Below are 22,042 nucleotides of genomic sequence, written 5' to 3'. Positions count from 1 at the left end.
CGCCTATAAAACGAAACTGTGACGCTTCTCACGGTCACCTTTGCTTTGTTGCCAGCCACCCGCTTTCGCTGTCAGTAGCGAGAAGGTGACGCAGAGACGCCTTTTTTAGACTGCCTGTAATGATTTTAAGAAGGGTCGTGCCATGAGTATTCGTCATTGTGTCGCCGTTGATTTAGGCGCTTCCAGCGGTCGGGTCATGCTCGCGAATTATGCAACCGCGACGCGATCGCTGACGCTGCGCGAGGTTCATCGTTTCACTAACCGCCTGCAGAAAGTGGATGGCTACGATTGCTGGGATATCGATAGCCTGGAAGCGGAAATCCGCCGCGGGCTGGTGAAGGTGTGCGAACAGGGGATCCTGATCGACAGCATCGGTATCGACACCTGGGGCGTCGATTTCGTCTTGCTGGATAAGCACGGCCAGCGCGTCGGCCTGCCGGTTTCCTATCGCGATAGCCGCACTCACGGCCTGATGGCGCAGGCAATCGAACACCTCGGCCGCGCCAGTATCTATTGCCGCAGCGGCATCCAGTTTCTGCCGTTTAACACCCTTTATCAGCTGCGGGCGCTGGTCAACCAGCAGCCGGCGCTGGCGGAACAGGTCGCCCACGCGCTGCTGATCCCGGACTACTTCAGCTACCGCCTGACCGGCGCAATGAACTGGGAATACACCAACGCCACCACCACGCAACTGGTCAATATTAATAGCGATAGCTGGGATGACGAGCTGCTCCGCTGGAGCGGCGCGAAACCGGACTGGTTCGGTACGCCGACGCATCCGGGCAATGTTATCGGTCACTGGATCTGCCCGCAGGGTAACCGCATCCCGGTCGTTGCCGTCGCCAGCCACGATACGGCCAGCGCCGTCATCGCCTCGCCGCTGGCGGATAAAAATGCCGCCTATCTCTCATCGGGCACCTGGTCGCTGATGGGCTTTGAAAGTAAAACGCCTTACACCAGCCAGCAGGCGCTGAAGGCGAATATCACTAATGAAGGCGGCGCCGAGGGGCGCTATCGGGTGCTGAAAAATATCATGGGCCTATGGCTGCTGCAGCGGGTACTGCAGGAGCACAACATTAGCGATCTGCAGGCGCTGATTGTCGACACGGAGCAGCTGCCGGCCTGTCGTTATCTGATTGATTGCAATAACGATCGCTTTATCAACCCGGCCAATATGAGCGCCGAAATTCAAGCCGCCTGCGCGGAGTCCGCTCTGCCGATCCCGGTCACTCCCGCCGAACTGGCGCGCTGCATTTTCGACAGCCTGGCGCTGCTGTATGCCCGGGTATTGGACGAACTGGCCGCACTCCGCGGCCACCCTTTCAGCCAGCTGCATATCGTCGGCGGTGGCTGCCAGAACGCGCTGCTTAACCAGCTGTGCGCCGATGCCTGCGGCCTGCCGGTGGTGGCGGGCCCCATTGAAGCCTCCACGCTTGGCAATATCGGCATCCAGTTGATGGCGCTGGATGAACTTCAAAACGTCGATGAATTCCGTCAGGTGGTACGCGACAACGCGTCGCTCATCACTTTCGCCCCGCATTCAGATAGCGAAATTGCCCGCTTCGTCGCGCAATTTCAGCCACAACCTACAAAGGAGCTTTGCGCATGACCACTCAACTTGAACAAGCCTGGGAAATTGCTAAGCAGCGCTATGCCGCCGTCGGCGTAGATGCCGAGGAAGCTCTGCGTCAGCTGGACCGCCTGCCGGTATCAATGCACTGCTGGCAGGGCGATGACGTGGCGGGCTTTGAAAACCCGGAAGGCAACTTAACTGGCGGCATTCAGGCCACCGGCAACTATCCCGGCAAAGCGCGCAATGCCCAGGAACTACGCGCCGATCTCGAACAGGCGCTCAGCCTGATACCGGGGCCGAAGCGCCTTAATCTGCACGCGATTTATCTCGAATCCGCCACGCCGGTAGCGCGTAATGAAATCAGGCCGGAACACTTTAAGCACTGGGTGGAATGGGCCAAACGCCACCAGTTGGGGCTCGATTTTAACCCTTCCTGCTTCTCGCATCCGCTCAGCGCCGACGGCTTTACGCTGTCGCACGCCAACCCGGAGATTCGTCAGTTCTGGATCGATCACTGTAAAGCCAGCCGCCGCATCTCCGCTTATTTCGGCGAGCAGCTTGGGACGCCATCGGTAATGAATATCTGGGTGCCGGACGGCATGAAAGATATTACCGTCGACCGCTTCGCCCCGCGCCAGCGTCTGCTGAACGCGCTGGATGAGGTCATCAGTGAAAAGCTCGATCCGGCGCACCATATCGACGCCGTTGAGAGCAAGCTGTTCGGTATCGGCGCCGAAAGCTATACCGTTGGCTCCAATGAATTCTATATGGGCTACGCCGCCAGCCGTCAGACCGCGTTGTGCCTGGATGCCGGCCACTTCCATCCGACGGAAGTCATCTCCGACAAAATCTCCGCCGCCATGCTCTATATCCCGCGCCTGCTGCTGCACGTCAGCCGTCCGGTACGCTGGGACAGCGATCACGTGGTGCTGCTGGATGACGAAACCCAGGCCATCGCCAGCGAAATTATCCGCCACAACCTGTTCGACCGCGTGCATATCGGCCTCGACTTCTTTGATGCCTCCATCAACCGCATCGCGGCGTGGGTTATCGGCACCCGCAACATGAAAAAAGCCCTGCTGCGCGCGCTGCTGGAGCCGACGGCGCTGCTGCGCCAGCTGGAAAACGACGGGGATTACACCGCCCGCCTGGCGCTGCTCGAAGAGCAGAAATCGCTGCCTTGGCAGGCTATCTGGGAAATGTACTGCCAGCGTCACGATACGCCGGCAGGCAGCCAGTGGCTGGAAAACGTGCGGGCCTATGAAAAAGACGTGCTGAGCCAGCGCGGCTAATGCCTGACTTTCCCCGGATTGCGCCGCATGGGGTTTATTCGGGGAGTCACACCTATTACGAATCAACAGGAAAGACAAGACTATGCACAACATCATCAATTCATGGTTCGTTCAGGGCATGATCAAAGCCACCTCCGACGCCTGGCTTAAAGGCTGGGACGAACGTAACGGCGGCAATCTGACGCTGCGCCTGGATGAAGCGGATATCGCGCCCTTCAAAGCCGATTTTCACCCCCAGCCGCGCTATATCGCCTTAAGCCAGCCGATGCCGGAACTGGCTAATCAGCCGTTTATCGTCACCGGTTCCGGTAAATTCTTCCGTAACGTGCAGCTCGATCCCGCCGCCAACCTTGGGGTGGTGAAAGTGGACAACGACGGCGCGGGCTACTTCATCCTGTGGGGGCTGACGGAAGAAGCCGTGCCGACCTCGGAACTGCCGGCGCATTTCCTGTCGCACTGCGAGCGCATCAAAGCCACCGGCGGCAAAGACCGCGTGATCATGCACTGCCATGCCACCAACCTTATCGCCCTGACCTACGTGCTGGAGAACAACAGCGATCTGTTCACCCGCAAGCTATGGGAAGGCAGCACCGAATGCCTGGTGGTGTTCCCGGACGGCGTCGGCATTCTGCCGTGGATGGTGCCGGGTACCGACGAGATTGGCCAGGCGACCGCCGGCGAAATGCAGAAACACTCTCTGGTGCTGTGGCCATTCCACGGCGTCTTCGGCAGCGGCCCGACGCTGGATGAAACTTTCGGCCTGATCGATACCGCCGAGAAATCCGCCGAGGTATTGGTGAAAGTCTATTCGATGGGCGGCATGAAACAGACGATAAGCCGCGAAGAATTGATTGCGTTAGGCCAACGCTTTGGCGTCACGCCGCTGGCCAGCGCGCTGGTGCTCTAAGAAAGCGAGCCGCCTTGTAAGGAGAATCATCATGAGCTTTATGTTGGCACTACCGAAAATCAGCCTGCATGGCGCGGGCGCGATCGGCGATATGGTAAACCTGGTCGCAGACAAGCAGTGGGGAAAAGCGCTGATTGTCACCGACGGGCATCTGGTGGAAATGGGCCTGCTCGATAGCCTGTTTCAGGCGCTGGAAGCGCATCAACTGTCTTATCATCTGTTCGATAAGGTCTTTCCGAACCCAACCGAGGCGCTGGTTCAGCAAGGTATCGCCGCATTCCGTGCGGCGCAGTGTGACTATATCATCGCCTTTGGCGGCGGCAGCCCGATCGATACCGCTAAGGCGGTGAAAATCCTCAGCGCCAACCCGGCGCCATCGACGGCCTATTCCGGCGTGGGCAAAGTGAAAAATGCCGGCGTGCCGCTGGTGGCAATTAACACCACCGCCGGAACCGCCGCCGAAATGACCAGCAACGCGGTGATTATCGATAGCGAACGTCAGGTGAAAGAGGTCATTATCGACCCGAACATCATCCCGGATATTGCCGTCGACGATGCCAGCGTCATGCTGGATATTCCGCCGTCGGTTACCGCCGCGACCGGTATGGATGCGTTAACCCACGCTATCGAGGCATTTGTCTCCGTCGGCGCCCATCCGCTGACCGACGCCAACGCGCTGGAAGCGATTCGCTTAATTCACCAGTGGCTGCCGCTGGCCGTTGATAACGGGCACAATCTGCAGGCACGCGAGCAGATGGCATACGGTCAGTATCTGGCAGGCATGGCGTTCAACAGCGCAGGTCTTGGTCTGGTGCACGCGCTGGCGCACCAGCCGGGCGCGACCCACAATCTGCCGCACGGCGTTTGTAATGCCATCCTGCTGCCGATCATCGAAAACTTTAACCGCCCGAACGCGGTAGCGCGTTTTGCCCGCATCGCCCAGGCGATGGGCGTCGATACGGGTGGTATGAGCGACGAAACCGCCAGCATGGCGGCGATTAATGCGATTCGCGCGTTGAGCAAACGAGTCGGTATTCCTGAAGGCTTTAGCCAGCTTGGCGTCAGTAAGGCCGATATTGAAGGCTGGCTGGATAAAGCGCTGGCCGACCCCTGCGCGCCCTGTAACCCGCGTAGCGCCAGCCGCGACGAGGTGCGCGAGTTATACCTGGAGGCGTTATGATCCGCAAAGCCTTCGTGATGCAGGTTAATCCCGACGCCCACGAGGAGTATGAGCGCCGTCATAATCCCATCTGGCCGGAACTGGAAGCGACGCTGAAAGCGCATGGCGCCCACCACTATGCGATCTATCTCGATAAACAGCGCCATCTGCTATTCGCCACAGTGGAAATTGAATCGGAAGCCCGCTGGAATGCGGTGGCGGAAACCGAGGTCTGCCAACGCTGGTGGCGCTATATGCGCGAGGTGATGCCGACGAATCCGGATAACAGCCCGCTAAGCGCTGAACTGAGTGAAGTGTTTTACCTTGCGTAATAAAGAAAACGCCTGAGCAATCAGGCGTTTTTGGTATCAGAGGGATTAGGCATTTTTGCGCACAAAGAAACCGTAGCAGCAGGCCCCCATAAACAGCAGTATCCCGCCGAGAATAAATACGTTGGTAAAGTGCCCGGTAGCATCAAGAATAATGCCGGTGATAATCGGCGCCAGCGCCGCGCCGAGAAAGCCGCCAAAGTTCTGGATAGCACCCAATGAGGCGACCTGTTCTTTCGGCGCCATATCGGTCGCTAACGTCCAGATCACGCCGGAAGGCATTTGTGAACAGAAGTAGCCCAGCGTCAGTAGCGCGATCGCAACGCCGCTATTATCAACAAACGGAATCGGCATCACGAAGCAGGCCGCCAGCGCGGCGCCCGCCACAATCGGCACTTTACGCGCGGTAACAGCGTTCATTCCTCTACGCACCAGTCTGTCAGAAAGCATCCCGCCGCACAGCACGCCGATAATACCGGCAAAGAAAGGTATCGAGGCGATAAAACCGGTCTGCTTGAGGCTAAAGCCCAGCGAGGTTTCCAGATATCCCGGCAGCCATGTCAGATAAACCCAAATGGTAAACATGATGCAGAAGTTACCGGCAATCATGAACCAGGTGGTTTTCCGGCGAAACAGTTCTCCCCAGCTGACCTTCGGCTGCTCACCTTCGGGACGTATGACTTTCCCGGTATGTATCAGCATCGCCTCGCGCGCGTCCGGATCGTGATAAAACTTAAGCCACGCCAGCAACAATGGCAGTCCGAGCAGGCCGACAACCATGAACATGCCGCGCCAGCCGATCCATAACAGCAAAATAGTCAGCACCGGAGGCGCTATCGCATTGGCGATTTGCGAACCGGTATTGATAATTGACGTTGGCAAACCGCGTTCTTTCTCCGCAAACCAGCTCTGGGTGATCTTGATACCGGAAGTGAAGAACGGTGACTCCGCCACGCCCAGCAGCATGCGCAAACCGTAGAAGAAGCTATAGGTGTTCACGAAGCCCATTAAGAACGTCACCGCTGACCATAACCCCAGCGCGCCGCTGAACATTTTCTTCGCGCCAAAGCGGTCTACCAGCCAGCCGGCGGGTAAATTCGCCAGCGCATAGGGCCAGAGAAACGCTGACAATAACAGCCCCATTTCAGTACCAGAGAAGCCAAACTCCCTGGCGATGGTGGTGTTCGCGATACTCAGGTTGGCGCGATCGAGGTAATTGACCACCGCGGCCAGCAGCAGGATTAAAATAATGCCCCAACGTCGACGCGAGAGTTTCGGCGCCGCAATCGCTTCAGCCGCCGTTTGATTAAGCGAACTCATAAACCCTCCTCCAGCAAGGCGCGATCGATTTTCATCACTGCTTTACGGATATGTTGCCGCTCGCCATCGCGCGGATGGCAGCACGGACGATGGATGTCCTGGGGAAAGAAAATGGCGAACATGCCAGGCTTCAGGGTTATCTGCGTCTCCTCTTCTTCAACCTGCCAGAACAGGATGTCCTGCTGCGGCGTCCGATCCTCGGTAACGCAATGACTGCCGCTTTCAGCGCGGCTGACACCCATCCGCTCCTCGCCGGAAATCAGATACTGAATATCAATGAACTGCTTGTGCGACTCCGGCCGCGCCTGGGCGAAAGGCACGCTCTCCATCTCCTGTAGCAGGCAGAAAAGTTTCCCCGGGATCAGGTCGATTTTCCCCGGCGCGAAGCGCTGGAAATCCTGGCTGGCGATAAACGCCAGCGCCTGGCGGATCGCCGGATGAAACGCGGCCTGTTGCGCAGACCACGCCTGCAGACTCGATACGATCATAACGATCCCTCCCTTAGCTGGCGATCCGCTGCTGCCACAGTTCAGTCCCGGCGCGGATCTGGTCGAGGATCACCGTCAGCCCCCAGAATTTGCTCAGCACATCGTCTTTATTAACCCGGCAGGCATCGCTGTCGAAGGTCCCCAGCCGTTGATGGTAAATTTTGGCGTTTTTCGGGTAGCCCAGCGTTTCGGTTACCGCACCCAGCGACAGAAATATCGCCAGTTCATCGGCCAGCGCCCGCTGATTTTTGCCTTCCCGCCACAGCCAGCCGTACAGTTCGGGATGGAAGTTGGTGAACACGCCGCTGAAACCTTCGGCGCCCGCCAGCATCGCCGGCCAGGCGATCGCGGCATTGGCGTTAATGACCTTCAGCGGGGTTCCCTGCGCCAGACGCACGCGGCGCTCAACGGTTGGCAGATCGCAGCTCACATCTTTCAGCACCACGAAACGACCGCTGTTGGCGCACCAGGCGAACTCGTCGTCGCTAAGCAGGCGGCGATACGGCGCCGGGCACTCGTACAGCCCCAGCGGCATGGAAGAAGGCAAAGCCGCTAACAGCGATTGCAGGGTAGCGAAAAAGACTTCACTGCCCTCATTACGCGGATCGAGATGATTAGTGACCAGCACCAGCGCATCAATGCCGGTCTGCGCCATTGCCAGCAACTCCTCTTTTTGCGCCGCCAGATCATCGCTGATATGGCCCGAGGCAATGACTGGAATGCGTCCCGCCACGCGTTGCACCACGAAACGCGCCAGCTCGACACGCTCCTGTAGGCTGAGATATTGCATTTCGCTGGACTGGCAGACGGCAAAAAGCGCATCTACGCCCTTTGCCAGATACCAATCAATCAGCTTCGCCAGCGCCGGATAATCAATCTGGTCGTCAGCGGTAAAAGGGGTCAGCATGACGGGTACAACACCGTTAATCGTTTTCATCTTATTTTTCCTGGATTAGAGGGTACGGAGTCGGGCACTTGCCTGCGCAAAGTCAGGCATGTTGGAAGCCCCCTCCAGCTCGACGGCCAGAGAGGCGAAAGCAGAGGCCCAGGTCGCGGCCTGAACCAGGGTGTTGCCGGCAGCCAGCGAGGCGGCGAGCGCGCCATTAAACGCATCGCCAGCGCCGGTGGTATCGACGGTGACCGCCGGAAAGGCGCGAATTTGGCTAAACTGGCGATTATCCAGCAGCAGCGCTCCGCGCGACCCCATGGTAATCAGAACTTTCTTTACACCTAATTCAGCGATGCGCAGCGCGGCTTCTTTGGCAGTATCAACATCGTGAATGTCGATACCGGATAATAATGAAGCCTCGGTTTCATTCGGTGTAATCACATCGATATAAGGGATGCTTTTGATTATTTCCGCCGAGTATGGCGCCGGATTGAGAATGACTGTCTTACCGAGTTCCCTGGCGATTTTTATTAGCGAATGGGTGGCGTCAAAATTATTCTCAAGCTGAACAAGTAAAACGTCGGAGGCGGACAACTCTGGAATAATCGCCTCAATCTCATTATGCGTTATTGTAGTATTGGCGCCAGAGTAAATAGCAATCATATTTTCGCCATTTTCCTGCGAAACATAAATAATGGCATTGCCGGTAGGTTCGCTCTCAGATTGATAAAGCGTATAGGAGTGTATTTCTGAACGAGTGAGATGATCGGCCGCCAGGTGGCTAAACTGATCCTTGCCCACCTTAGCGACAAAATGGACCTGCGCGCCGGCTTTACTGGCCGCCGTCGCCTGATTCGCCCCCTTGCCACCGGGCCCAAGGCTGCTGGCGAGCGCCAGTAGCGATTCTCCGCCGCGCGGAAAACGCTCCACTCGGGCCACGATATCCACATTAAATGAGCCGAATACACACACTTTGCCGTTCATCGATTTTCCTTTCTGCTGACCGCTCGCCGTAGGTTTCCGATGGTTAATCGGCTGCAGCAGCACGCCGAAACTATCACCGGTTTCAGAAATAAGTTCAGCCTTTAAATTGTGCCGGGAAATAATCGCTCCGCCATAACAACGTTGCACCAAACCCATTTCTGCAAGAATATTTAAATCACTGCGAATGGTTTCTTTTGAAACACTAAAATAAGCAGCAAAATAATTAACAAAACCACGCTCATGATCGTTTAAATATTTCAGGATATGCTTTCTACGTTCTTCTAAAAACATAATAGGCCCCAATGTCACGAATTAAGTATACGAACCACTTCCGGAAGGAAGAGTGACATCAATCCCATGTTTTCAGGCAAAACGGAAGGAAACAAAAATGGAAAAACAATGAAGAAATTGAGTGAATAAATAATTCACTCAATCATTAATGGGAAATGAAATAATCTTCTGCGCATCAGAATAAAATGCGCAGATTCTGACTAATTTTGCTCTGCCACCAGCAGCGCCTGGGTATCCGGCTCCAGCGCCTGAAAGAGGTGTTCCCGATCGGCCGGGTAGCAGATGTAATCCCCTTCTCCCAGCTCTTCCGGCGCTTCGGTAAGACCAACGCGCGCGCGCCCCTGAGTGATAATAATATGTTCGACCGACCCGGGCGGGTGCGGGTGCGAGATCCGATCGGCGCCGGGCTGCGTCAACAGCAGATAGATGTCGCGACGCGCGCCGGGGGGACAAGCCGCCAGCAAAATGGCCTGATAGTTGGCCTGCTCAGCAACCACTTTGGTTCCTTCGCCGCGGCGAATCACCTGGGTCTGGTTGGCCTGCGGCTCCAGTAAGCGGGCGAAGGGAATGTCCAGCGCCACGCACAGCGCCCACAATGTTTCCAGGCTAGGGTTGCCATTGCCGGATTCCAGCTGTGACAGGGTCGATTTGGCTATCCCGGCGCGGCGCGCCACCTCCGCCAGTGAGAGCCCGGTGCGCGAGCGCTCGCGCGTCAGGCTTTTAGCAATTACGCTGATGGGCTGTGTCATACACCGCTCCTCGTATTTTATATCGAACGAATCGTTCGTCTTGAAAAACCATTCTGTTGCGTTCATTATAATGGAAATTCGTTCGATATGGCTAAAGCGTATGCGTTACAAATTTTCCTGTCTCAGTGGAGACACCATTAAAGCAATCATTCTGGTATGCCTGGCGGTCGGCGTGGTTGGCATGTCTTACGGTTCATTAGCGATGGCTTACGGTTTTCCACTGTGGGTGCCGTTTGTCCTTTCCATTACGGTGCTGGCCGGCGCCTCTGAGTTTATGTTTATCGGTATTGTCGCCAGCGGCGGTAACCCGCTCGCCGCGGCGGCGGCAGGTTTACTGGTGAACGCCCGCCACGTTCCTTTTGGCGTCACCGTGCGCGATCTGGTCGGCGCCCGCGCCGCCAGCCTGCTCGGCTGCCATATTATGAATGATGAGAGCGTGGTGTTCGGCCTGTCGCAGAAAACCCCGGAGCAGCGTAAAGCCGCCTACTGGCTCTGCGGGCTGGGCGTGGCGCTCATCTGGCCGCTCGGTACCCTGCTGGGCGCCGGCGTCGGTAAATTATTACCCGCACCGGAAACCATCGGCCTGGATGCGGTATTCCCGGCTATCCTGCTGGCGCTGGTGGTACCGGCTTTTAAAAAACGTACCACACTGATTCGTGCCTGTAGCGGCGCGGTTATTTCGCTTGCCGCCGTGCCCTTCGCGCCGGTTGGATTACCGGTTCTGCTCTCATTGTTTGGTTTACTGGCGAGGAAAAAATAATGGCTAATATGACGCTGTTTATCGCCGGGATCGCGATTCTGTCGATCGGCACATATCTGATGCGTTTGGGCGGGGCAAAGCTTGGCAGTCGTTTAGCGTTTTCCGAGCGCTCGCAGGCGCTGCTTTCTGATGCCGCGACGGTATTGCTTTTTTCCGTGGCGCTGGCGACCACCTTTTATGAAAGCGAGCATTTTTCCGGCATGGCGCGGGTACTGGGCGTCGGTTTTGCCGTGTTCCTTGCCTGGCGCAAGATGCCGCTTATCGTGGTGATTATCGCCGCGGCGGTGGTGACGGCGCTGCTGCGCCTGGCGGGTATAAACTAAAAAAGCGCCCTGAGGCGCTCTTTCGACGGTAGTGGGTTGCTAGCTTATTTGTTCAGCTCAGCGGTCATATGCACGCGGTTACCGCTAAATGCTTCGGTAATGGTGTAAGAAGATGCGCCAGCAGCCTGCGCCTGAGCGGCGATTTTCGCTTCCGCGGCGTCCATGGTGGAAGCGGTGGCGGTCACAGATTGCGCGGCGAAAGAACCGAAAGAAGCGGCCAGAGCGATAACAGCGACAAAAGTTTTGATGCTTTTCATGATATAAACCCTTTCATTTAGTTGTTTGGATAAGGCGCCGTGCCTTGATGTGATAAATAATAGTCTTCACATCCCGTAACTAAAAGCGGAAGGATTTGCTGTCATCTTTCAAAAAAACTGACCAACAATTAACCTGCAATCAGGCGCTGCGGATGAGTATAAATCGTCGCTCTGCCTGGCCTGCAGAAGCCCACCAGCGTCAGATTACAACGCTCGGCGACTTCAACCGCCAGGGTCGTCGCCGCGGAAACGGCAAACAGAATTTCCACCCCACACATTGCGGCCTTCTGTACCATCTCATAACTGGCGCGGCTGGAGACTAAGGCCGCGCCCTGCTGCCAGCCCTCTCCTTCTTCACTACGGCGCCCCAGCAGTTTATCCAGCGCAACGTGACGGCCTACATCTTCATGCCCGCCCGCCAGTTCGCCATCAGGGCGCACCCACGCGGCGGCGTGCGTACAGCCGGTCAGACGGCCGATAGGCTGAACCTCATTTAACTGTTTGAGCGCGCGATCGAGATGAGAGAGCGCAAAGGTCTGGCTAAAGGGCAGCGGCTCGACGGGCTTACCGATATCATTTAGCTGCTCGACGCCACATACTCCACAGCCGGTACGCCCGGCGAGCGCCCGGCGGCGCTCTTTCAGCCCCATAAACCGGCGGCTGGAGAGTTCGATTTGCACTTCTACCCCGTTACAGGCCTGCACCACGTCCATCCCGTAGATCTCTTGTCGACTTTGAATAATCCCTTCCGACAGGGAAAAACCGACGGCGAAATGTTCCAGGTCACGTGGCGTCGCCATCATGACAACGTGCGAGATGCCGTTATAGACCAGAGCGACGGGTACCTCTTCAGCTACCTCGTCTGGCTGAGGATGTTGTAAATCCTCGCGTTTCCAGAGGGTAATCTGGCGATAACCTGTGACATCTGTCACATTTTTGATTTGTTCAGGAAGGTTCTTATTCACTTTCATTTAACCGTATTGGAACAGGCATACACACAATGTGGTATTCTGTTTTTATATCCCTCCAGGACCGAGGGAAATTAACTCAATTCTGAACCTTTGCGGCCTTCACCGCAAAGTAAATAACTACATGTGACAATGTCGAAACAAGGAGCGAACCATGCAGGTCAGCAGAAGGCAGTTCTTTAAGATCTGCGCTGGCGGTATGGCAGGCACGACGGCAGCAGCGCTGGGCTTTGCCCCGGCTACTGCGCTCGCGGAAACACGGCAGTACAAACTGCTGCGTACTCGCGAAACCCGCAACACCTGTACGTACTGTTCCGTTGGCTGCGGGCTATTGATGTATAGCCTCGGCGACGGTGCGAAAAACGCCAAAGCATCCATTTTTCATATCGAAGGCGATCCGGACCATCCGGTAAACCGTGGTGCGCTCTGCCCGAAAGGGGCCGGTCTGGTGGACTTTATCCATTCTGAAAGCCGCCTGAAATTCCCGGAATATCGTGCGCCAGGTTCTGATAAATGGCAACAAATCAGCTGGGATGAAGCGTTCGATCGCATCGCGAAGCTGATGAAAGAGGACCGTGACGCCAACTTTATCGCCCAAAACAGCGCCGGCACCACCGTTAACCGTTGGCTGACCACCGGTATGCTGTGCGCCTCCGCTTCCAGTAACGAAACCGGCTATTTAACACAGAAATTCACCCGCGCCCTCGGGATGCTGGCGGTGGATAACCAGGCGCGTGTCTGACACGGACCAACGGTAGCAAGTCTTGCTCCAACATTTGGTCGCGGTGCGATGACCAACCACTGGGTTGATATTAAAAACGCCAACCTGATCGTGGTGATGGGCGGTAACGCCGCAGAAGCGCATCCGGTGGGGTTCCGCTGGGCGATGGAAGCCAAAATTCATAACGGCGCCAAGCTCATCGTTATCGATCCGCGCTTTACGCGTACGGCGTCGGTGGCTGATTTCTATACCCCGATTCGTTCCGGTACCGACATAACCTTCCTGTCGGGCGTCATCCTGTACCTGCTGAATAACGAAAAATTCAACCGTGAATACACCGAAGCCTATACCAACGCCAGCCTGATCGTGCGTGAGGACTACAGCTTTGATGATGGTCTGTTCAGCGGCTACGATGCCGAAAAACGCCAGTATGACAAAACCAGCTGGAACTACGAGCTGGATGAAAACGGCTTCGCCAAACGCGATACCACGCTACAGCATCCACGCTGCGTCTGGAATCTGCTAAAACAGCACGTTTCCCGCTATACGCCGGATGTGGTTGAAAACATCTGTGGTACGCCGAAGGCCGATTTCCTTAAAGTTTGCGAATATATTGCAGAAACCAGCGCGCACGATAAAACCGCGTCGTTCCTGTATGCCCTCGGCTGGACCCAGCACTCCATCGGCGCGCAGAACATTCGCACCATGGCGATGATCCAGCTGCTGCTTGGCAACATGGGGATGGCAGGCGGCGGCGTCAATGCCCTGCGCGGTCACTCCAACATCCAGGGTCTGACCGACCTCGGCCTGCTCTCAACCAGCCTGCCGGGATACATGTCGCTGCCTAATGAAAAACAGGCCGACCTGCAGACCTACCTGAGCGCCAACACGCCGAAACCGCTGTTGAAAGACCAGGTGAACTACTGGGGCAACTATCCGAAGTTCTTCGTCTCCATGATGAAAGCCTTCTTCGGCGATAAAGCTACGGCCGAGAATAGCTGGGGCTTTGACTGGTTGCCGAAGTGGGATAAGAGCTACGACGTTCTGCAGTATTTCGAGATGATGAATCAGGGCAAAGTGAATGGCTATATTTGCCAGGGCTTTAACCCGGTCGCATCGTTCCCGAACAAAAATAAGGTAGTGGCTTCCCTGTCGAAGTTGAAGTTCCTTGTAACCATCGACCCGCTCAACACCGAAACGTCCACCTTCTGGCAAAACCACGGTGAGTCCAACGATGTTGACCCGTCAAAAATCCAGACCGAAGTATTCCGTCTGCCGTCCACCTGCTTCGCCGAAGAAAACGGTTCTATCGTGAACTCCGGCCGCTGGCTGCAGTGGCACTGGAAAGGCGCGGATGCCCCGGGGATCGCCGTGACCGATGGCGAAATCCTCGCCGGTATCTTCTCACGTCTGCGTAAGATGTATGCCGAAGAAGGCGGCCCGACGCCGGAGCCGGTGCTCAACATGACGTGGAACTACTCCACGCCGCACGAGCCGGCATCTGAAGAAGTGGCGATGGAAAGTAACGGTAAAGCGCTGGCGGATATTACCGATCCGGCAACCGGCGCGGTAATCGTTAAGAAAGGGCAGCAACTGAGCTCCTTCGCACAGCTACGCGATGACGGCACGACTTCCAGCGGCTGCTGGATCTTCGCCGGAAGCTGGACGCCGGAAGGCAACCAGATGGCGCGCCGCGATAACGCCGACCCGTCAGGCCTCGGCAATACGCTGGGCTGGGCCTGGGCATGGCCGCTGAACCGCCGCATTCTGTATAACCGCGCCTCCGCAGACCCGCAGGGTAAACCGTGGGATCCGAAGCGTCAGTTGCTGAAATGGGACGGCGCGAAATGGGGCGGTGTGGATATTCCGGATTACAGCGCCGCCGCCCCTGGTAGCGACGTCGGTCCGTTTATCATGCAGCCTGAAGGGATGGGGCGTCTGTTCGCTATCGATAAGATGGCTGAAGGGCCGTTCCCGGAACACTACGAGCCGTTTGAAACGCCGCTGGGGACTAACCCGCTGCATCCAAACGTGGTCTCTAACCCGGCCGCTCGCGTCTTTAAAGGCGATCTCGAGCAGATGGGCAAGGCCGAGAAGTTCCCGTACGTCGGCACCACTTACCGCCTGACCGAACACTTCCACTACTGGACCAAACACGCGCTGCTTAACGCCATCGCGCAGCCGGAACAGTTTGTGGAGATCGGCGAAAAACTGGCGAATAAGCTCGGCATCGGCCACGGCGATACCGTGAAGGTCTCCTCTAACCGCGGCTATATCAAAGCCAAGGCGGTGGTGACCAAGCGTATTCGTACGCTGCAGGTTCACGGTAAAGAGGTGGATACCATCGGTATTCCTATTCACTGGGGCTACGAAGGCGTGGCGAAAAAAGGCTTTATCGCCAATACGCTGACGCCGTTCGTCGGCGACGCCAACACGCAGACGCCGGAGTTTAAGGCCTTCCTCGTGAACGTGGAAAAGGTGTAACGGAGACGACTTATGGCTTATCAATCGCAAGATATTATTCGTCGTTCCGCGACTAACGGTTTCACTCCCGCGCCTCAGGCGCGGGACCACCAGCAGGAAGTGGCGAAGCTTATCGACGTGACCACCTGTATCGGCTGTAAAGCCTGTCAGGTGGCCTGTTCCGAATGGAACGACCTTCGTGACGAAGTGGGTAACAACGTCGGGGTGTATGACAACCCGGCGGACCTGACCGCCAAGTCATGGACGGTCATGCGCTTCTCGGAAGTGGAACAAAACGACAAGCTGGAATGGCTTATTCGTAAAGATGGCTGCATGCACTGCGCTGACCCGGGCTGCCTGAAGGCCTGTCCGTCAGAAGGCGCGATCATTCAGTACGCTAACGGCATCGTCGACTTCCAGTCTGAGCAGTGTATCGGCTGCGGCTACTGCATCGCAGGTTGCCCGTTCGATGTACCGCGCCTGAACCCGGAAGACAACCGCGTCTACAAATGTACGCTGTGCGTAGACCGTGTGACCGTCGGCCAGGAACCGGCCTGCGTGAAAACCTGTCCGACCGGCGCTATCCACTTTGGTTCGAAAGAGGATATGAAAACGCTGGCCGGCGAGCGCGTCGCAGAGCTGAAAACCCGCGGTTACGACAAGGCGGGCCTGTACGATCCGGCTGGCGTCGGCGGCACCCACGTGATGTACGTGTTGCACCATGCCGATAAACCGAATCTGTACCACGGTCTGCCGGAGAATCCGGAAATCAGCCAAACGGTGAAATTCTGGAAAGGTATCTGGAAACCGCTGGCGGCGGTCGGCTTTGCTGCGACCTTCGCAGCCAGCATCTTCCACTACGTCGGCGTCGGTCCAAACCGCGCAGATGAGGAAGAAGACAACCTGCATGAAGAGAAAGACGAGGTGCGCAAATGAGAAAACGTGACACCATCGTGCGCTACACGGCGCCGGAACGCATCAACCACTGGATAACCGCCTTCTGCTTTATTCTGGCGGCGGTAAGCGGGTTAGGCTTTTTCTTCCCGTCGTTTAACTGGCTGATGCATATTCTCGGTACGCCGCAGCTGGCGCGTATTCTCCACCCGTTTGTCGGGGTGGTGATGTTCGCGTCGTTTATCATCATGTTTTTCCGTTACTGGCACCATAACCTAATCAATCGGGATGATATCTTTTGGGCGAAGAATATTCGTAAGATCGTCGTCAACGAGGAGGTAGGCGATACCGGGCGTTATAACTTCGGCCAGAAATGCGTATTCTGGGCGGCGATTATTTTCCTGGTGCTGCTGCTGGTGAGCGGTGTGATCATCTGGCGTCCGTACTTTGCGCCTGCATTCTCAATCCCGGTGATCCGATTCGCGCTGATGCTGCATTCTTTTGCCGCAGTCGCGTTAATTGTGGTTATCATGGTGCATATCTACGCCGCCCTCTGGGTGAAAGGCACCATTACCGCGATGGTGGAAGGCTGGGTTACCAAAACGTGGGCGAAGAAACATCACCCGCGCTGGTACCGTGAAGTCCGCCAGAAACAGGAAAAATAGACTGCATGAGTATTCGCATAATCCCGCAAGACGAGCTGGGTTCGAGCGAGAAACGCACGGCGGAAGCAATTCCGCCGCTACTGTTCCCCAGACTGAAGAATCTGTATAACCGCCGCGCGGAGCGCCTGCGCGAGCTGGCCGCCAATAACCCGCTGGGCGATTACCTGCGCTTTGCCGCGCTGATCGCTCATGCGCAGGAAGTGGTGCTGTACGACCATCCGTTGCAGATGGATCTGACTGCCCGCATTAAAGAGGCCAACGATCAGGGCAAGCCTCCGCTGGATATTCACGTATTGCCGCGTGATAAACACTGGCACAAACTGCTGCATTCGCTGATCGCCGAGCTGAAACCGGAGATGAGCGGCCCGGCGCTGTCGGTTATCGAGAATCTGGAAAAAGCTTCCGGGCCGGAACTGGAAGAGATGGCCAGCGCGCTGTTTGCTTCCGATTTCGCCTCGGTCAGCAGCGACAAAGCGCCGTTTATCTGGGCCGCGCTGTCGCTGTACTGGGCGCAAATGGCCAGCCTGATCCCGGGGAAAGCGCGCGCCGAATACGGCGAGCATCGCCAGTTCTGCCCGGTTTGCGGCTCGATGCCGGTCTCCAGCATCGTGCAAATCGGCACCACTCAGGGGCTGCGCTATCTGCACTGCAACTTGTGTGAAACCGAATGGCATGTGGTGCGCGTAAAATGCAGCAACTGCGAACAGAGCCGCGACCTGCACTACTGGTCGCTGGATAACGAGCAGGCGGCGGTGAAAGCCGAAAGCTGCGGCGACTGCGGGAGCTACCTGAAGATTATGTATCAGGAGAAAGACCCGAAAGTCGAAGCCGTTGCCGACGATTTAGCCTCGCTGGTACTCGATGCTCGCATGGAACAGGAAGGCTTCGCCAGAAGCTCAATTAACCCGTTCATGTTCCCCGGCGAAGGGGAGTAAGTTCTGCGCGCCTGTAACGGGCGACTCAGGTCGCTCGTTATCATTCATACGGCGTGACCACGCCGGAAATGCTCTCCTTATCCCGATCCTGCTTCTCCAGATATTGTTCAACAGAAGAAGCAGATCTTTGCTGAGAAATACGCTTTTGCGAGCCGCTTTCCACAATGCGATCGCGGCTTTATTCGGTATATCTTTTTCGCAAAAACCAGGCTATAACACTGGATATTAATCCAGTAAAAGGGACTTACCATGACGTTGGAAAAAGGTATTGCTTCGCTGGTTGAGGAGTTTATTGCTGCGGGGCGGCCATCAGCACGAGAACAGAGTATTGATGACCGGAGAAACGGCTATCTCGCCAGCGCCGTTCTCGCAGGGGAAACGGAAACGCGTGTGCAGGTTGAAGACATCACGCTCGATGGCATAACCTTTCGCGTCGTCTCGCCGCCAAAAAGCAACGGCTTGCTACCCACCATGGTGTATTACCACGGCGGCTGTTTTGTGAGCGGCGGCTTTGCCACCCATGACAACCAATTGCGCCAGCTTGCCTGGTGCAGTGGGTGCCGGGTGATCGCCGTGCAGTATCGCCTGGCCCCGGAGTACCCTTTTCCGGCGGCGCACGATGATGCGGAACGAGGCGCCAACATTATCCATCGGTATGCGCGGCGGCTTGGCGTTGACGCCGCGCGCATCACGCTGGCCGGCGACAGCGCCGGCGGCCACCTCGCCCTGGTCACGGCTCTGCGCCTGAAAGCGGCGGGAGCATGGCAACCTGCGCAGGTTATCCTGATTTACCCTATGCTCGACGCTACCGCCAGCATGGCAAGCTACGCCAGCAACGGCGAGGATTACATCATTACCCGGGATACGCTGCTTAGCGGCTACGAAATGTATTTAGCGGCCACACCCGCTACCCATCCGGAAGCCAGTCCGCTGTGGCGCGAAGATTTTAGCGGGCTGCCGCCGGTTCATATCCTGACGGCCGAATTTGACCCTTTGCGCGATGAGGGAGAAGCGCTGTACCAGCGGCTAATAGCACAGGGACTAGAAAGCACCTGTCAGCGCTATCTGGGCGTTATTCACGGGTTCTTTCAGTTAGGCGGGATAAGCCCCGCGGCAAGGCAGGCGATGCGCGATATCGCCTGGCGTACGCAAACGCCAGGACAATAATAATGCCGGAGGCGGGTTACTCTTCCTCGTTCCCGCCCTCTTCATAAGAACCAAACGGCTTTGCGGGCAATACGATATAGGTACCCTCAAAAACGGCGCCCAGCTTATCGTTACCGAACAGTTCGACCTGAAGCTGCACGCGAGCCTTGCGCCCTCGCGCCAGGCGATCGAGATCGCCGCTTAGCGAGCCCAAATCGGCCACCGCATTCGGCCTACCGCTGATCGGCTTGCTGTAACGGATATGCGCATCGGCAAGGATAATCGTGCCGCCAAGGTGCCGCTCGCGCAGCATTAACCAGATAAGCCCCCAGCCGGTTAAGGTGGCGAGCGAAAACAGGCTGCCGGCAAACAACGTATGGTGCGGATTCTGATTCCCCGCTTCGGGCATGGTGGTGATAAATTTTTGCCCGGTGTACTGCTGGATGCGCACGCCCATCTTTTCGCTCAGCGGAATGTGCTGATACCAGGCCTGCTGCAGCTGGCCGCACCAGTCACCGCGGTGCAGGATATCATCCAGTGAAGCAATGGGTTTAATCATCAAAAAGTGGCGAATCGGCGTGGTTGTCGGCGTGGTGATTTCTCCCTGGTTCACAAAGCCCAGCTTAGAGAAAAACTCCATCGCGTCTTCACGGGCGCTACAGGTCACCCGCTTCACCCCTTCCTGACGGGCGACTGACTCAAGGGTCATCGCCATAAGGGTGCCTAAACCTTTATCCTGAACGGAAGGATGAACGGCCATAAAACGGATCGAGGCTTCATTCTCCGCATTGATATACAGCCGGCCGACGGCAACCAGATTGCCCTCTTCATCGACGACCATCTGGTGATGCGCCATGGCATCCCAGGCGTCGCGTTCCGACCCTTTAGGCTGATGCAGCGGCTTACGCAGCATCTCCCAGCGGAACTGATAATAGCTTTCTAACTCTTCTTCTGTTTGCGGTACACGAAGGTGATACATAGCTGTACTCTCTTTTGTTACCCGCAGCCTGCCCGGAAGCTGACTCATACCTGCAACCAAAAGGTCACGGGACCATCGTTTACCAGCGAGACCTGCATATCCGCAGCGAATCTCCCGGTCTGAGTATTCATCTCTTGCTGACGGCAGCGCTCAACAAAGTATTCATACAGCGCTTCCGCTCTGTCCGGCGCCGCGCCTTTGGAAAAACTCGGGCGCATGCCGCGCTCGGTATCGGCCGCCAGCGTAAATTGCGAAACCACCAGCACGCTGCCGCCCGCCTGCTGGACATTAAGATTCATTTTGCCTTCGGCGTCGCTGAAAATGCGATAGCCGAGCACCCGTTCACACAGACGATTGGCCTTCTGTTCGTCATCGTCTTTCTCGACGCCCAGCAGCACCAGCAATCCCGGACCGATTTCACCCGTCACTTCACCCTCCACGGTAACGCTTGCACGGGATACGCGTTGAATTAATGCAATCATGGTTGTTCTGTTTCTTCTTTTTTGAGTTTGCGGTATTCACCGAGAGTGACAGTTATTTCAGCGCCAAGCAAGACGATACACCAGGTCCAGTAAACCCAGACAAACAAAATGGGTACTACCGCTATCACGCCATAAATCAACTGGTATGACGGAAACATGGTGATATATAGAGCAAAAGCCTTTTTACCGGCTTCAAAAAGCAGTGCCGCCACCAGCGAACCGATTACCGCATCGCGATTGCGCACCTGGGTGGTGGGCACGATGCTATAAAGCATCCAGAACGCCGCCCACGATAAGATTAGCGGGAATATACGGAGTACATCGTCAATGACGCTATTGAGATCGCTGGCCCAGCGTAGCGAGAGAAGATAGGAACTGATTGCCAGACTGGCGCCGGCCAACAGCGGACCAAGAGTCAGGATCATCCAGTAGACCGCAAATGAATAGATTTTTGGCCGCGTCCGACTGCTGCGCCAGATGGTGTTCAACGCGCTATCAATCGAATACATCAGCAGTAATGAGGTGACGATTAACCCGAAGGCGCCGACGGCCGTCATCCTGCTGGAGTTCGCCACAAACTGTTCGATATACCCCTGAATGACATCGCCGGTCGCCGGAATGAAGTTGGCAAAGATAAAATGGCGGATCTGCACGCTGACGTCGGAGAACATCGGGAAGGCGGCAAACAGGGCAAAAACCACGGCGATCAGCGGCACCAGCGCAAGTAAAGACACGTAGGCCAGATTCCCCGCCAACGTCGTCATGTTGTCTTCTTCAATTCGCCGCCACAGCAGCTTAAGCCAGGCCACCAGCGGCCTGGTATGGTATTTGGTTTTTTGATGAACGCTTTTTAGCATAGCTGCTTCGCAAAGTAATTGGGGATGGTCTCCTTACCCGTGACCAGAATACTGGTGATCCCCAACTGATTAGCCCCAGCTATATTATCGGCGTTATCGTCAAAAAAGACCGCTTCTTGCGGCGAAAATCCTTCTGCCTGCAGCACGCTTTGATAGATACGCGTTTCGGGTTTACGCATCCCCATCTCTTGTGAGAGGTATACATGATCGGCGGCAGCACGCACTTGCGGATATTCACTTGGCCAGAAAGTGGTATGTAATCGGTTGGTGTTCGAGAGCACTACCACGCGATGCCCCTGGTCGCGAAGTTTTTGCATGATGTCGGTAACTTCTGGACGCAAGGCAACAAAAACGGCCTGCCAGCCGTGGGCGAACTGTTCATAGCTCAGCGGCATGTTCATTTCGTGGCACATCGCGGCGGCAAACTCTTCGTCGCTGATCTCCCCGCGTTCATGCTGGTGGAAGGCATCGCCCATGACAAAGTCTTGCTTTAGCGTCGCCAGCGGGATGCGGGTCAAATCGCTCCACGTTCCGAGCACCCGGTTGAAGTCAATGTCGACAATCACATTACCTAAATCAAAGATATAGAGCATTTTTGTCTCCTTCCGCGC

Annotated in this window: 23 protein-coding genes; 12 read left to right on the top strand and 11 right to left on the bottom strand. The window is 56.4% G+C overall.

All coding sequences use genetic code 11. The annotated features are described in order from the left end of the window. Window positions 1-142: 142 nt before the first annotated feature. The 5 genes from rhaB to rhaM all read left to right on the top strand — a co-directional run bounded on the left by rhaB (window position 143) and on the right by rhaM (window position 5,263). Window positions 143-1,609, top strand: a complete 1,467-nt coding sequence (rhaB, locus tag PGR09_RS22645) for a rhamnulokinase (RefSeq protein WP_396280052.1) — start codon at window positions 143-145, stop codon at window positions 1,607-1,609. Then, window positions 1,606-2,865, top strand: a complete 1,260-nt coding sequence (gene rhaA, locus PGR09_RS22640) for an L-rhamnose isomerase (RefSeq protein ID WP_045395283.1) — start codon at window positions 1,606-1,608, stop codon at window positions 2,863-2,865. The genes rhaB and rhaA overlap by 4 nt, the downstream gene beginning before the upstream one ends. Window positions 2,866-2,947: 82 nt before the next feature. After that, window positions 2,948-3,772, top strand: coding sequence for a rhamnulose-1-phosphate aldolase (rhaD, locus tag PGR09_RS22635; RefSeq protein ID WP_430916534.1), 825 nt, complete (start codon window positions 2,948-2,950; stop codon window positions 3,770-3,772). Between the two features lie 31 nt (window positions 3,773-3,803). After that, on the top strand, window positions 3,804-4,952 hold the full coding sequence (gene fucO / locus PGR09_RS22630; RefSeq protein WP_047045462.1) for a lactaldehyde reductase: 1,149 nt from the start codon (window positions 3,804-3,806) through the stop codon (window positions 4,950-4,952). Continuing rightward, the gene (gene rhaM / locus PGR09_RS22625; protein WP_047045465.1) at window positions 4,949-5,263 is read left to right on the top strand and encodes an L-rhamnose mutarotase; all 315 of its coding nucleotides are present in this window, start codon (window positions 4,949-4,951) and stop codon (window positions 5,261-5,263) included. Before fucO ends, rhaM begins: the two co-directional genes overlap by 4 nt. 45 nt (window positions 5,264-5,308) lie before the next feature. On the opposite strand, the gene PGR09_RS22620 is transcribed toward rhaM, so the two are convergent. The 5 genes from PGR09_RS22620 to PGR09_RS22600 all read right to left on the bottom strand — a co-directional run bounded on the left by PGR09_RS22620 (window position 5,309) and on the right by PGR09_RS22600 (window position 9,981). Beyond that, complete coding sequence (locus PGR09_RS22620) at window positions 5,309-6,580, bottom strand: MFS transporter (protein WP_430916532.1); 1,272 nt, start codon at window positions 6,578-6,580, stop codon at window positions 5,309-5,311. Further along, window positions 6,577-7,068 (bottom strand): YhcH/YjgK/YiaL family protein, encoded by a 492-nt coding sequence (locus PGR09_RS22615; RefSeq protein ID WP_047041910.1) that lies wholly within the window; start codon window positions 7,066-7,068, stop codon window positions 6,577-6,579. The genes PGR09_RS22620 and PGR09_RS22615 overlap by 4 nt, the downstream gene beginning before the upstream one ends. Window positions 7,069-7,081: 13 nt before the next feature. Continuing rightward, on the bottom strand, window positions 7,082-8,005 hold the full coding sequence (locus PGR09_RS22610) for a dihydrodipicolinate synthase family protein (protein WP_045395277.1): 924 nt from the start codon (window positions 8,003-8,005) through the stop codon (window positions 7,082-7,084). 15 nt (window positions 8,006-8,020) lie between these two features. After that, window positions 8,021-9,232 carry a PfkB family carbohydrate kinase gene (locus PGR09_RS22605; RefSeq protein WP_032712973.1) on the bottom strand — a complete coding sequence of 404 codons (1,212 nt, stop codon included), beginning with the start codon at window positions 9,230-9,232 and terminating at the stop codon, window positions 8,021-8,023. A 200-nt stretch (window positions 9,233-9,432) separates the two neighbouring features. After that, window positions 9,433-9,981 (bottom strand): helix-turn-helix domain-containing protein, encoded by a 549-nt coding sequence (locus PGR09_RS22600; protein WP_015368954.1) that lies wholly within the window; start codon window positions 9,979-9,981, stop codon window positions 9,433-9,435. A 100-nt stretch (window positions 9,982-10,081) separates the two neighbouring features. Between PGR09_RS22600 and PGR09_RS22595 the strand changes: the two genes are divergently transcribed. Together PGR09_RS22595 and PGR09_RS22590 are read left to right on the top strand one after the other, a co-directional pair. Continuing rightward, the gene (locus PGR09_RS22595; protein ID WP_045395274.1) at window positions 10,082-10,741 is read left to right on the top strand and encodes an AzlC family ABC transporter permease; all 660 of its coding nucleotides are present in this window, start codon (window positions 10,082-10,084) and stop codon (window positions 10,739-10,741) included. Next, a complete protein-coding gene (locus tag PGR09_RS22590) occupies window positions 10,741-11,064 on the top strand; it encodes an AzlD domain-containing protein (RefSeq protein ID WP_045395272.1) in 324 nt (107 codons plus the stop codon). The genes PGR09_RS22595 and PGR09_RS22590 overlap by 1 nt, the downstream gene beginning before the upstream one ends. Before the next feature lie 44 nt (window positions 11,065-11,108). On the opposite strand, the gene PGR09_RS22585 is transcribed toward PGR09_RS22590, so the two are convergent. Together PGR09_RS22585 and fdhD are read right to left on the bottom strand one after the other, a co-directional pair. Beyond that, window positions 11,109-11,321: a YdgH/BhsA/McbA-like domain containing protein gene (locus tag PGR09_RS22585; protein ID WP_045395271.1), complete on the bottom strand. Its 213-nt coding sequence runs from the start codon at window positions 11,319-11,321 to the stop codon at window positions 11,109-11,111. A gap of 128 nt (window positions 11,322-11,449) precedes the next feature. Continuing rightward, window positions 11,450-12,286 (bottom strand): formate dehydrogenase accessory sulfurtransferase FdhD, encoded by an 837-nt coding sequence (gene fdhD, locus PGR09_RS22580; protein ID WP_045395330.1) that lies wholly within the window; start codon window positions 12,284-12,286, stop codon window positions 11,450-11,452. Between the two features lie 157 nt (window positions 12,287-12,443). On the opposite strand from fdhD, the gene fdnG reads away from it, so the two are divergent. From fdnG to PGR09_RS22555, 5 genes are all read left to right on the top strand, one after another. Further along, window positions 12,444-15,494 carry a formate dehydrogenase-N subunit alpha gene (fdnG, locus tag PGR09_RS22575; protein ID WP_113771572.1) on the top strand — a complete coding sequence of 1,017 codons (3,051 nt, stop codon included), beginning with the start codon at window positions 12,444-12,446 and terminating at the stop codon, window positions 15,492-15,494. Between the two features lie 12 nt (window positions 15,495-15,506). Beyond that, entirely contained in the window at window positions 15,507-16,409 is a 903-nt protein-coding gene (fdxH, locus tag PGR09_RS22570) for a formate dehydrogenase subunit beta (RefSeq protein ID WP_015368961.1), read from the top strand. Beyond that, window positions 16,406-17,032 (top strand): formate dehydrogenase cytochrome b556 subunit, encoded by a 627-nt coding sequence (fdoI, locus tag PGR09_RS22565; protein ID WP_015368962.1) that lies wholly within the window; start codon window positions 16,406-16,408, stop codon window positions 17,030-17,032. The genes fdxH and fdoI overlap by 4 nt, the downstream gene beginning before the upstream one ends. A 5-nt stretch (window positions 17,033-17,037) precedes the next feature. Then, window positions 17,038-17,967: a formate dehydrogenase accessory protein FdhE gene (gene fdhE / locus PGR09_RS22560; RefSeq protein ID WP_015368963.1), complete on the top strand. Its 930-nt coding sequence runs from the start codon at window positions 17,038-17,040 to the stop codon at window positions 17,965-17,967. A 249-nt stretch (window positions 17,968-18,216) separates the two neighbouring features. Then, window positions 18,217-19,134: an alpha/beta hydrolase gene (locus PGR09_RS22555; RefSeq protein WP_430916530.1), complete on the top strand. Its 918-nt coding sequence runs from the start codon at window positions 18,217-18,219 to the stop codon at window positions 19,132-19,134. A gap of 16 nt (window positions 19,135-19,150) precedes the next feature. Here PGR09_RS22555 and fabY read toward each other — a convergent pair whose 3' ends face one another. From fabY to yihX, 4 genes are read right to left on the bottom strand one after another with little or no spacing between them, the layout of a single operon-like run. Next, window positions 19,151-20,092 (bottom strand): fatty acid biosynthesis protein FabY, encoded by a 942-nt coding sequence (fabY, locus tag PGR09_RS22550; RefSeq protein WP_015368966.1) that lies wholly within the window; start codon window positions 20,090-20,092, stop codon window positions 19,151-19,153. 44 nt (window positions 20,093-20,136) lie between these two features. Then, window positions 20,137-20,574: a D-aminoacyl-tRNA deacylase gene (gene dtd / locus PGR09_RS22545; RefSeq protein ID WP_015368967.1), complete on the bottom strand. Its 438-nt coding sequence runs from the start codon at window positions 20,572-20,574 to the stop codon at window positions 20,137-20,139. Continuing rightward, window positions 20,571-21,431, bottom strand: coding sequence for a virulence factor BrkB family protein (locus PGR09_RS22540; RefSeq protein ID WP_015368968.1), 861 nt, complete (start codon window positions 21,429-21,431; stop codon window positions 20,571-20,573). The genes dtd and PGR09_RS22540 overlap by 4 nt, the downstream gene beginning before the upstream one ends. After that, on the bottom strand, window positions 21,425-22,024 hold the full coding sequence (yihX, locus tag PGR09_RS22535) for a glucose-1-phosphatase (RefSeq protein ID WP_032715399.1): 600 nt from the start codon (window positions 22,022-22,024) through the stop codon (window positions 21,425-21,427). The genes PGR09_RS22540 and yihX overlap by 7 nt, the downstream gene beginning before the upstream one ends. Window positions 22,025-22,042 lie beyond the last annotated feature (18 nt).

Source organism: Klebsiella sp. 141251, from assembly GCF_050600725.1.
GTDB lineage: Bacteria > Pseudomonadota > Gammaproteobacteria > Enterobacterales > Enterobacteriaceae > Klebsiella > Klebsiella aerogenes.
The sequence above is the reverse complement of the archived record's forward strand: the minus strand, read 5'-3'. Positions and strand labels throughout refer to the sequence as shown.

Coding starts and splice junctions, on each gene's coding strand:
- rhaB (WP_396280052.1), top strand. CDS start 143: ATGAGTATTCGTCATTGTGTCGCCGTTGATTTAGGCGCTTCCAGCGGT.
- rhaA (WP_045395283.1), top strand. CDS start 1,606: ATGACCACTCAACTTGAACAAGCCTGGGAAATTGCTAAGCAGCGCTAT.
- rhaD (WP_430916534.1), top strand. CDS start 2,948: ATGCACAACATCATCAATTCATGGTTCGTTCAGGGCATGATCAAAGCC.
- fucO (WP_047045462.1), top strand. CDS start 3,804: ATGAGCTTTATGTTGGCACTACCGAAAATCAGCCTGCATGGCGCGGGC.
- rhaM (WP_047045465.1), top strand. CDS start 4,949: ATGATCCGCAAAGCCTTCGTGATGCAGGTTAATCCCGACGCCCACGAG.
- PGR09_RS22620 (WP_430916532.1), bottom strand. CDS start 6,580: ATGAGTTCGCTTAATCAAACGGCGGCTGAAGCGATTGCGGCGCCGAAA.
- PGR09_RS22615 (WP_047041910.1), bottom strand. CDS start 7,068: ATGATCGTATCGAGTCTGCAGGCGTGGTCTGCGCAACAGGCCGCGTTT.
- PGR09_RS22610 (WP_045395277.1), bottom strand. CDS start 8,005: ATGAAAACGATTAACGGTGTTGTACCCGTCATGCTGACCCCTTTTACC.
- PGR09_RS22605 (WP_032712973.1), bottom strand. CDS start 9,232: ATGTTTTTAGAAGAACGTAGAAAGCATATCCTGAAATATTTAAACGAT.
- PGR09_RS22600 (WP_015368954.1), bottom strand. CDS start 9,981: ATGACACAGCCCATCAGCGTAATTGCTAAAAGCCTGACGCGCGAGCGC.
- PGR09_RS22595 (WP_045395274.1), top strand. CDS start 10,082: ATGCGTTACAAATTTTCCTGTCTCAGTGGAGACACCATTAAAGCAATC.
- PGR09_RS22590 (WP_045395272.1), top strand. CDS start 10,741: ATGGCTAATATGACGCTGTTTATCGCCGGGATCGCGATTCTGTCGATC.
- PGR09_RS22585 (WP_045395271.1), bottom strand. CDS start 11,321: ATGAAAAGCATCAAAACTTTTGTCGCTGTTATCGCTCTGGCCGCTTCT.
- fdxH (WP_015368961.1), top strand. CDS start 15,507: ATGGCTTATCAATCGCAAGATATTATTCGTCGTTCCGCGACTAACGGT.
- fdoI (WP_015368962.1), top strand. CDS start 16,406: ATGAGAAAACGTGACACCATCGTGCGCTACACGGCGCCGGAACGCATC.
- fdhE (WP_015368963.1), top strand. CDS start 17,038: ATGAGTATTCGCATAATCCCGCAAGACGAGCTGGGTTCGAGCGAGAAA.
- PGR09_RS22555 (WP_430916530.1), top strand. CDS start 18,217: ATGACGTTGGAAAAAGGTATTGCTTCGCTGGTTGAGGAGTTTATTGCT.
- fabY (WP_015368966.1), bottom strand. CDS start 20,092: ATGTATCACCTTCGTGTACCGCAAACAGAAGAAGAGTTAGAAAGCTAT.
- dtd (WP_015368967.1), bottom strand. CDS start 20,574: ATGATTGCATTAATTCAACGCGTATCCCGTGCAAGCGTTACCGTGGAG.
- PGR09_RS22540 (WP_015368968.1), bottom strand. CDS start 21,431: ATGCTAAAAAGCGTTCATCAAAAAACCAAATACCATACCAGGCCGCTG.
- yihX (WP_032715399.1), bottom strand. CDS start 22,024: ATGCTCTATATCTTTGATTTAGGTAATGTGATTGTCGACATTGACTTC.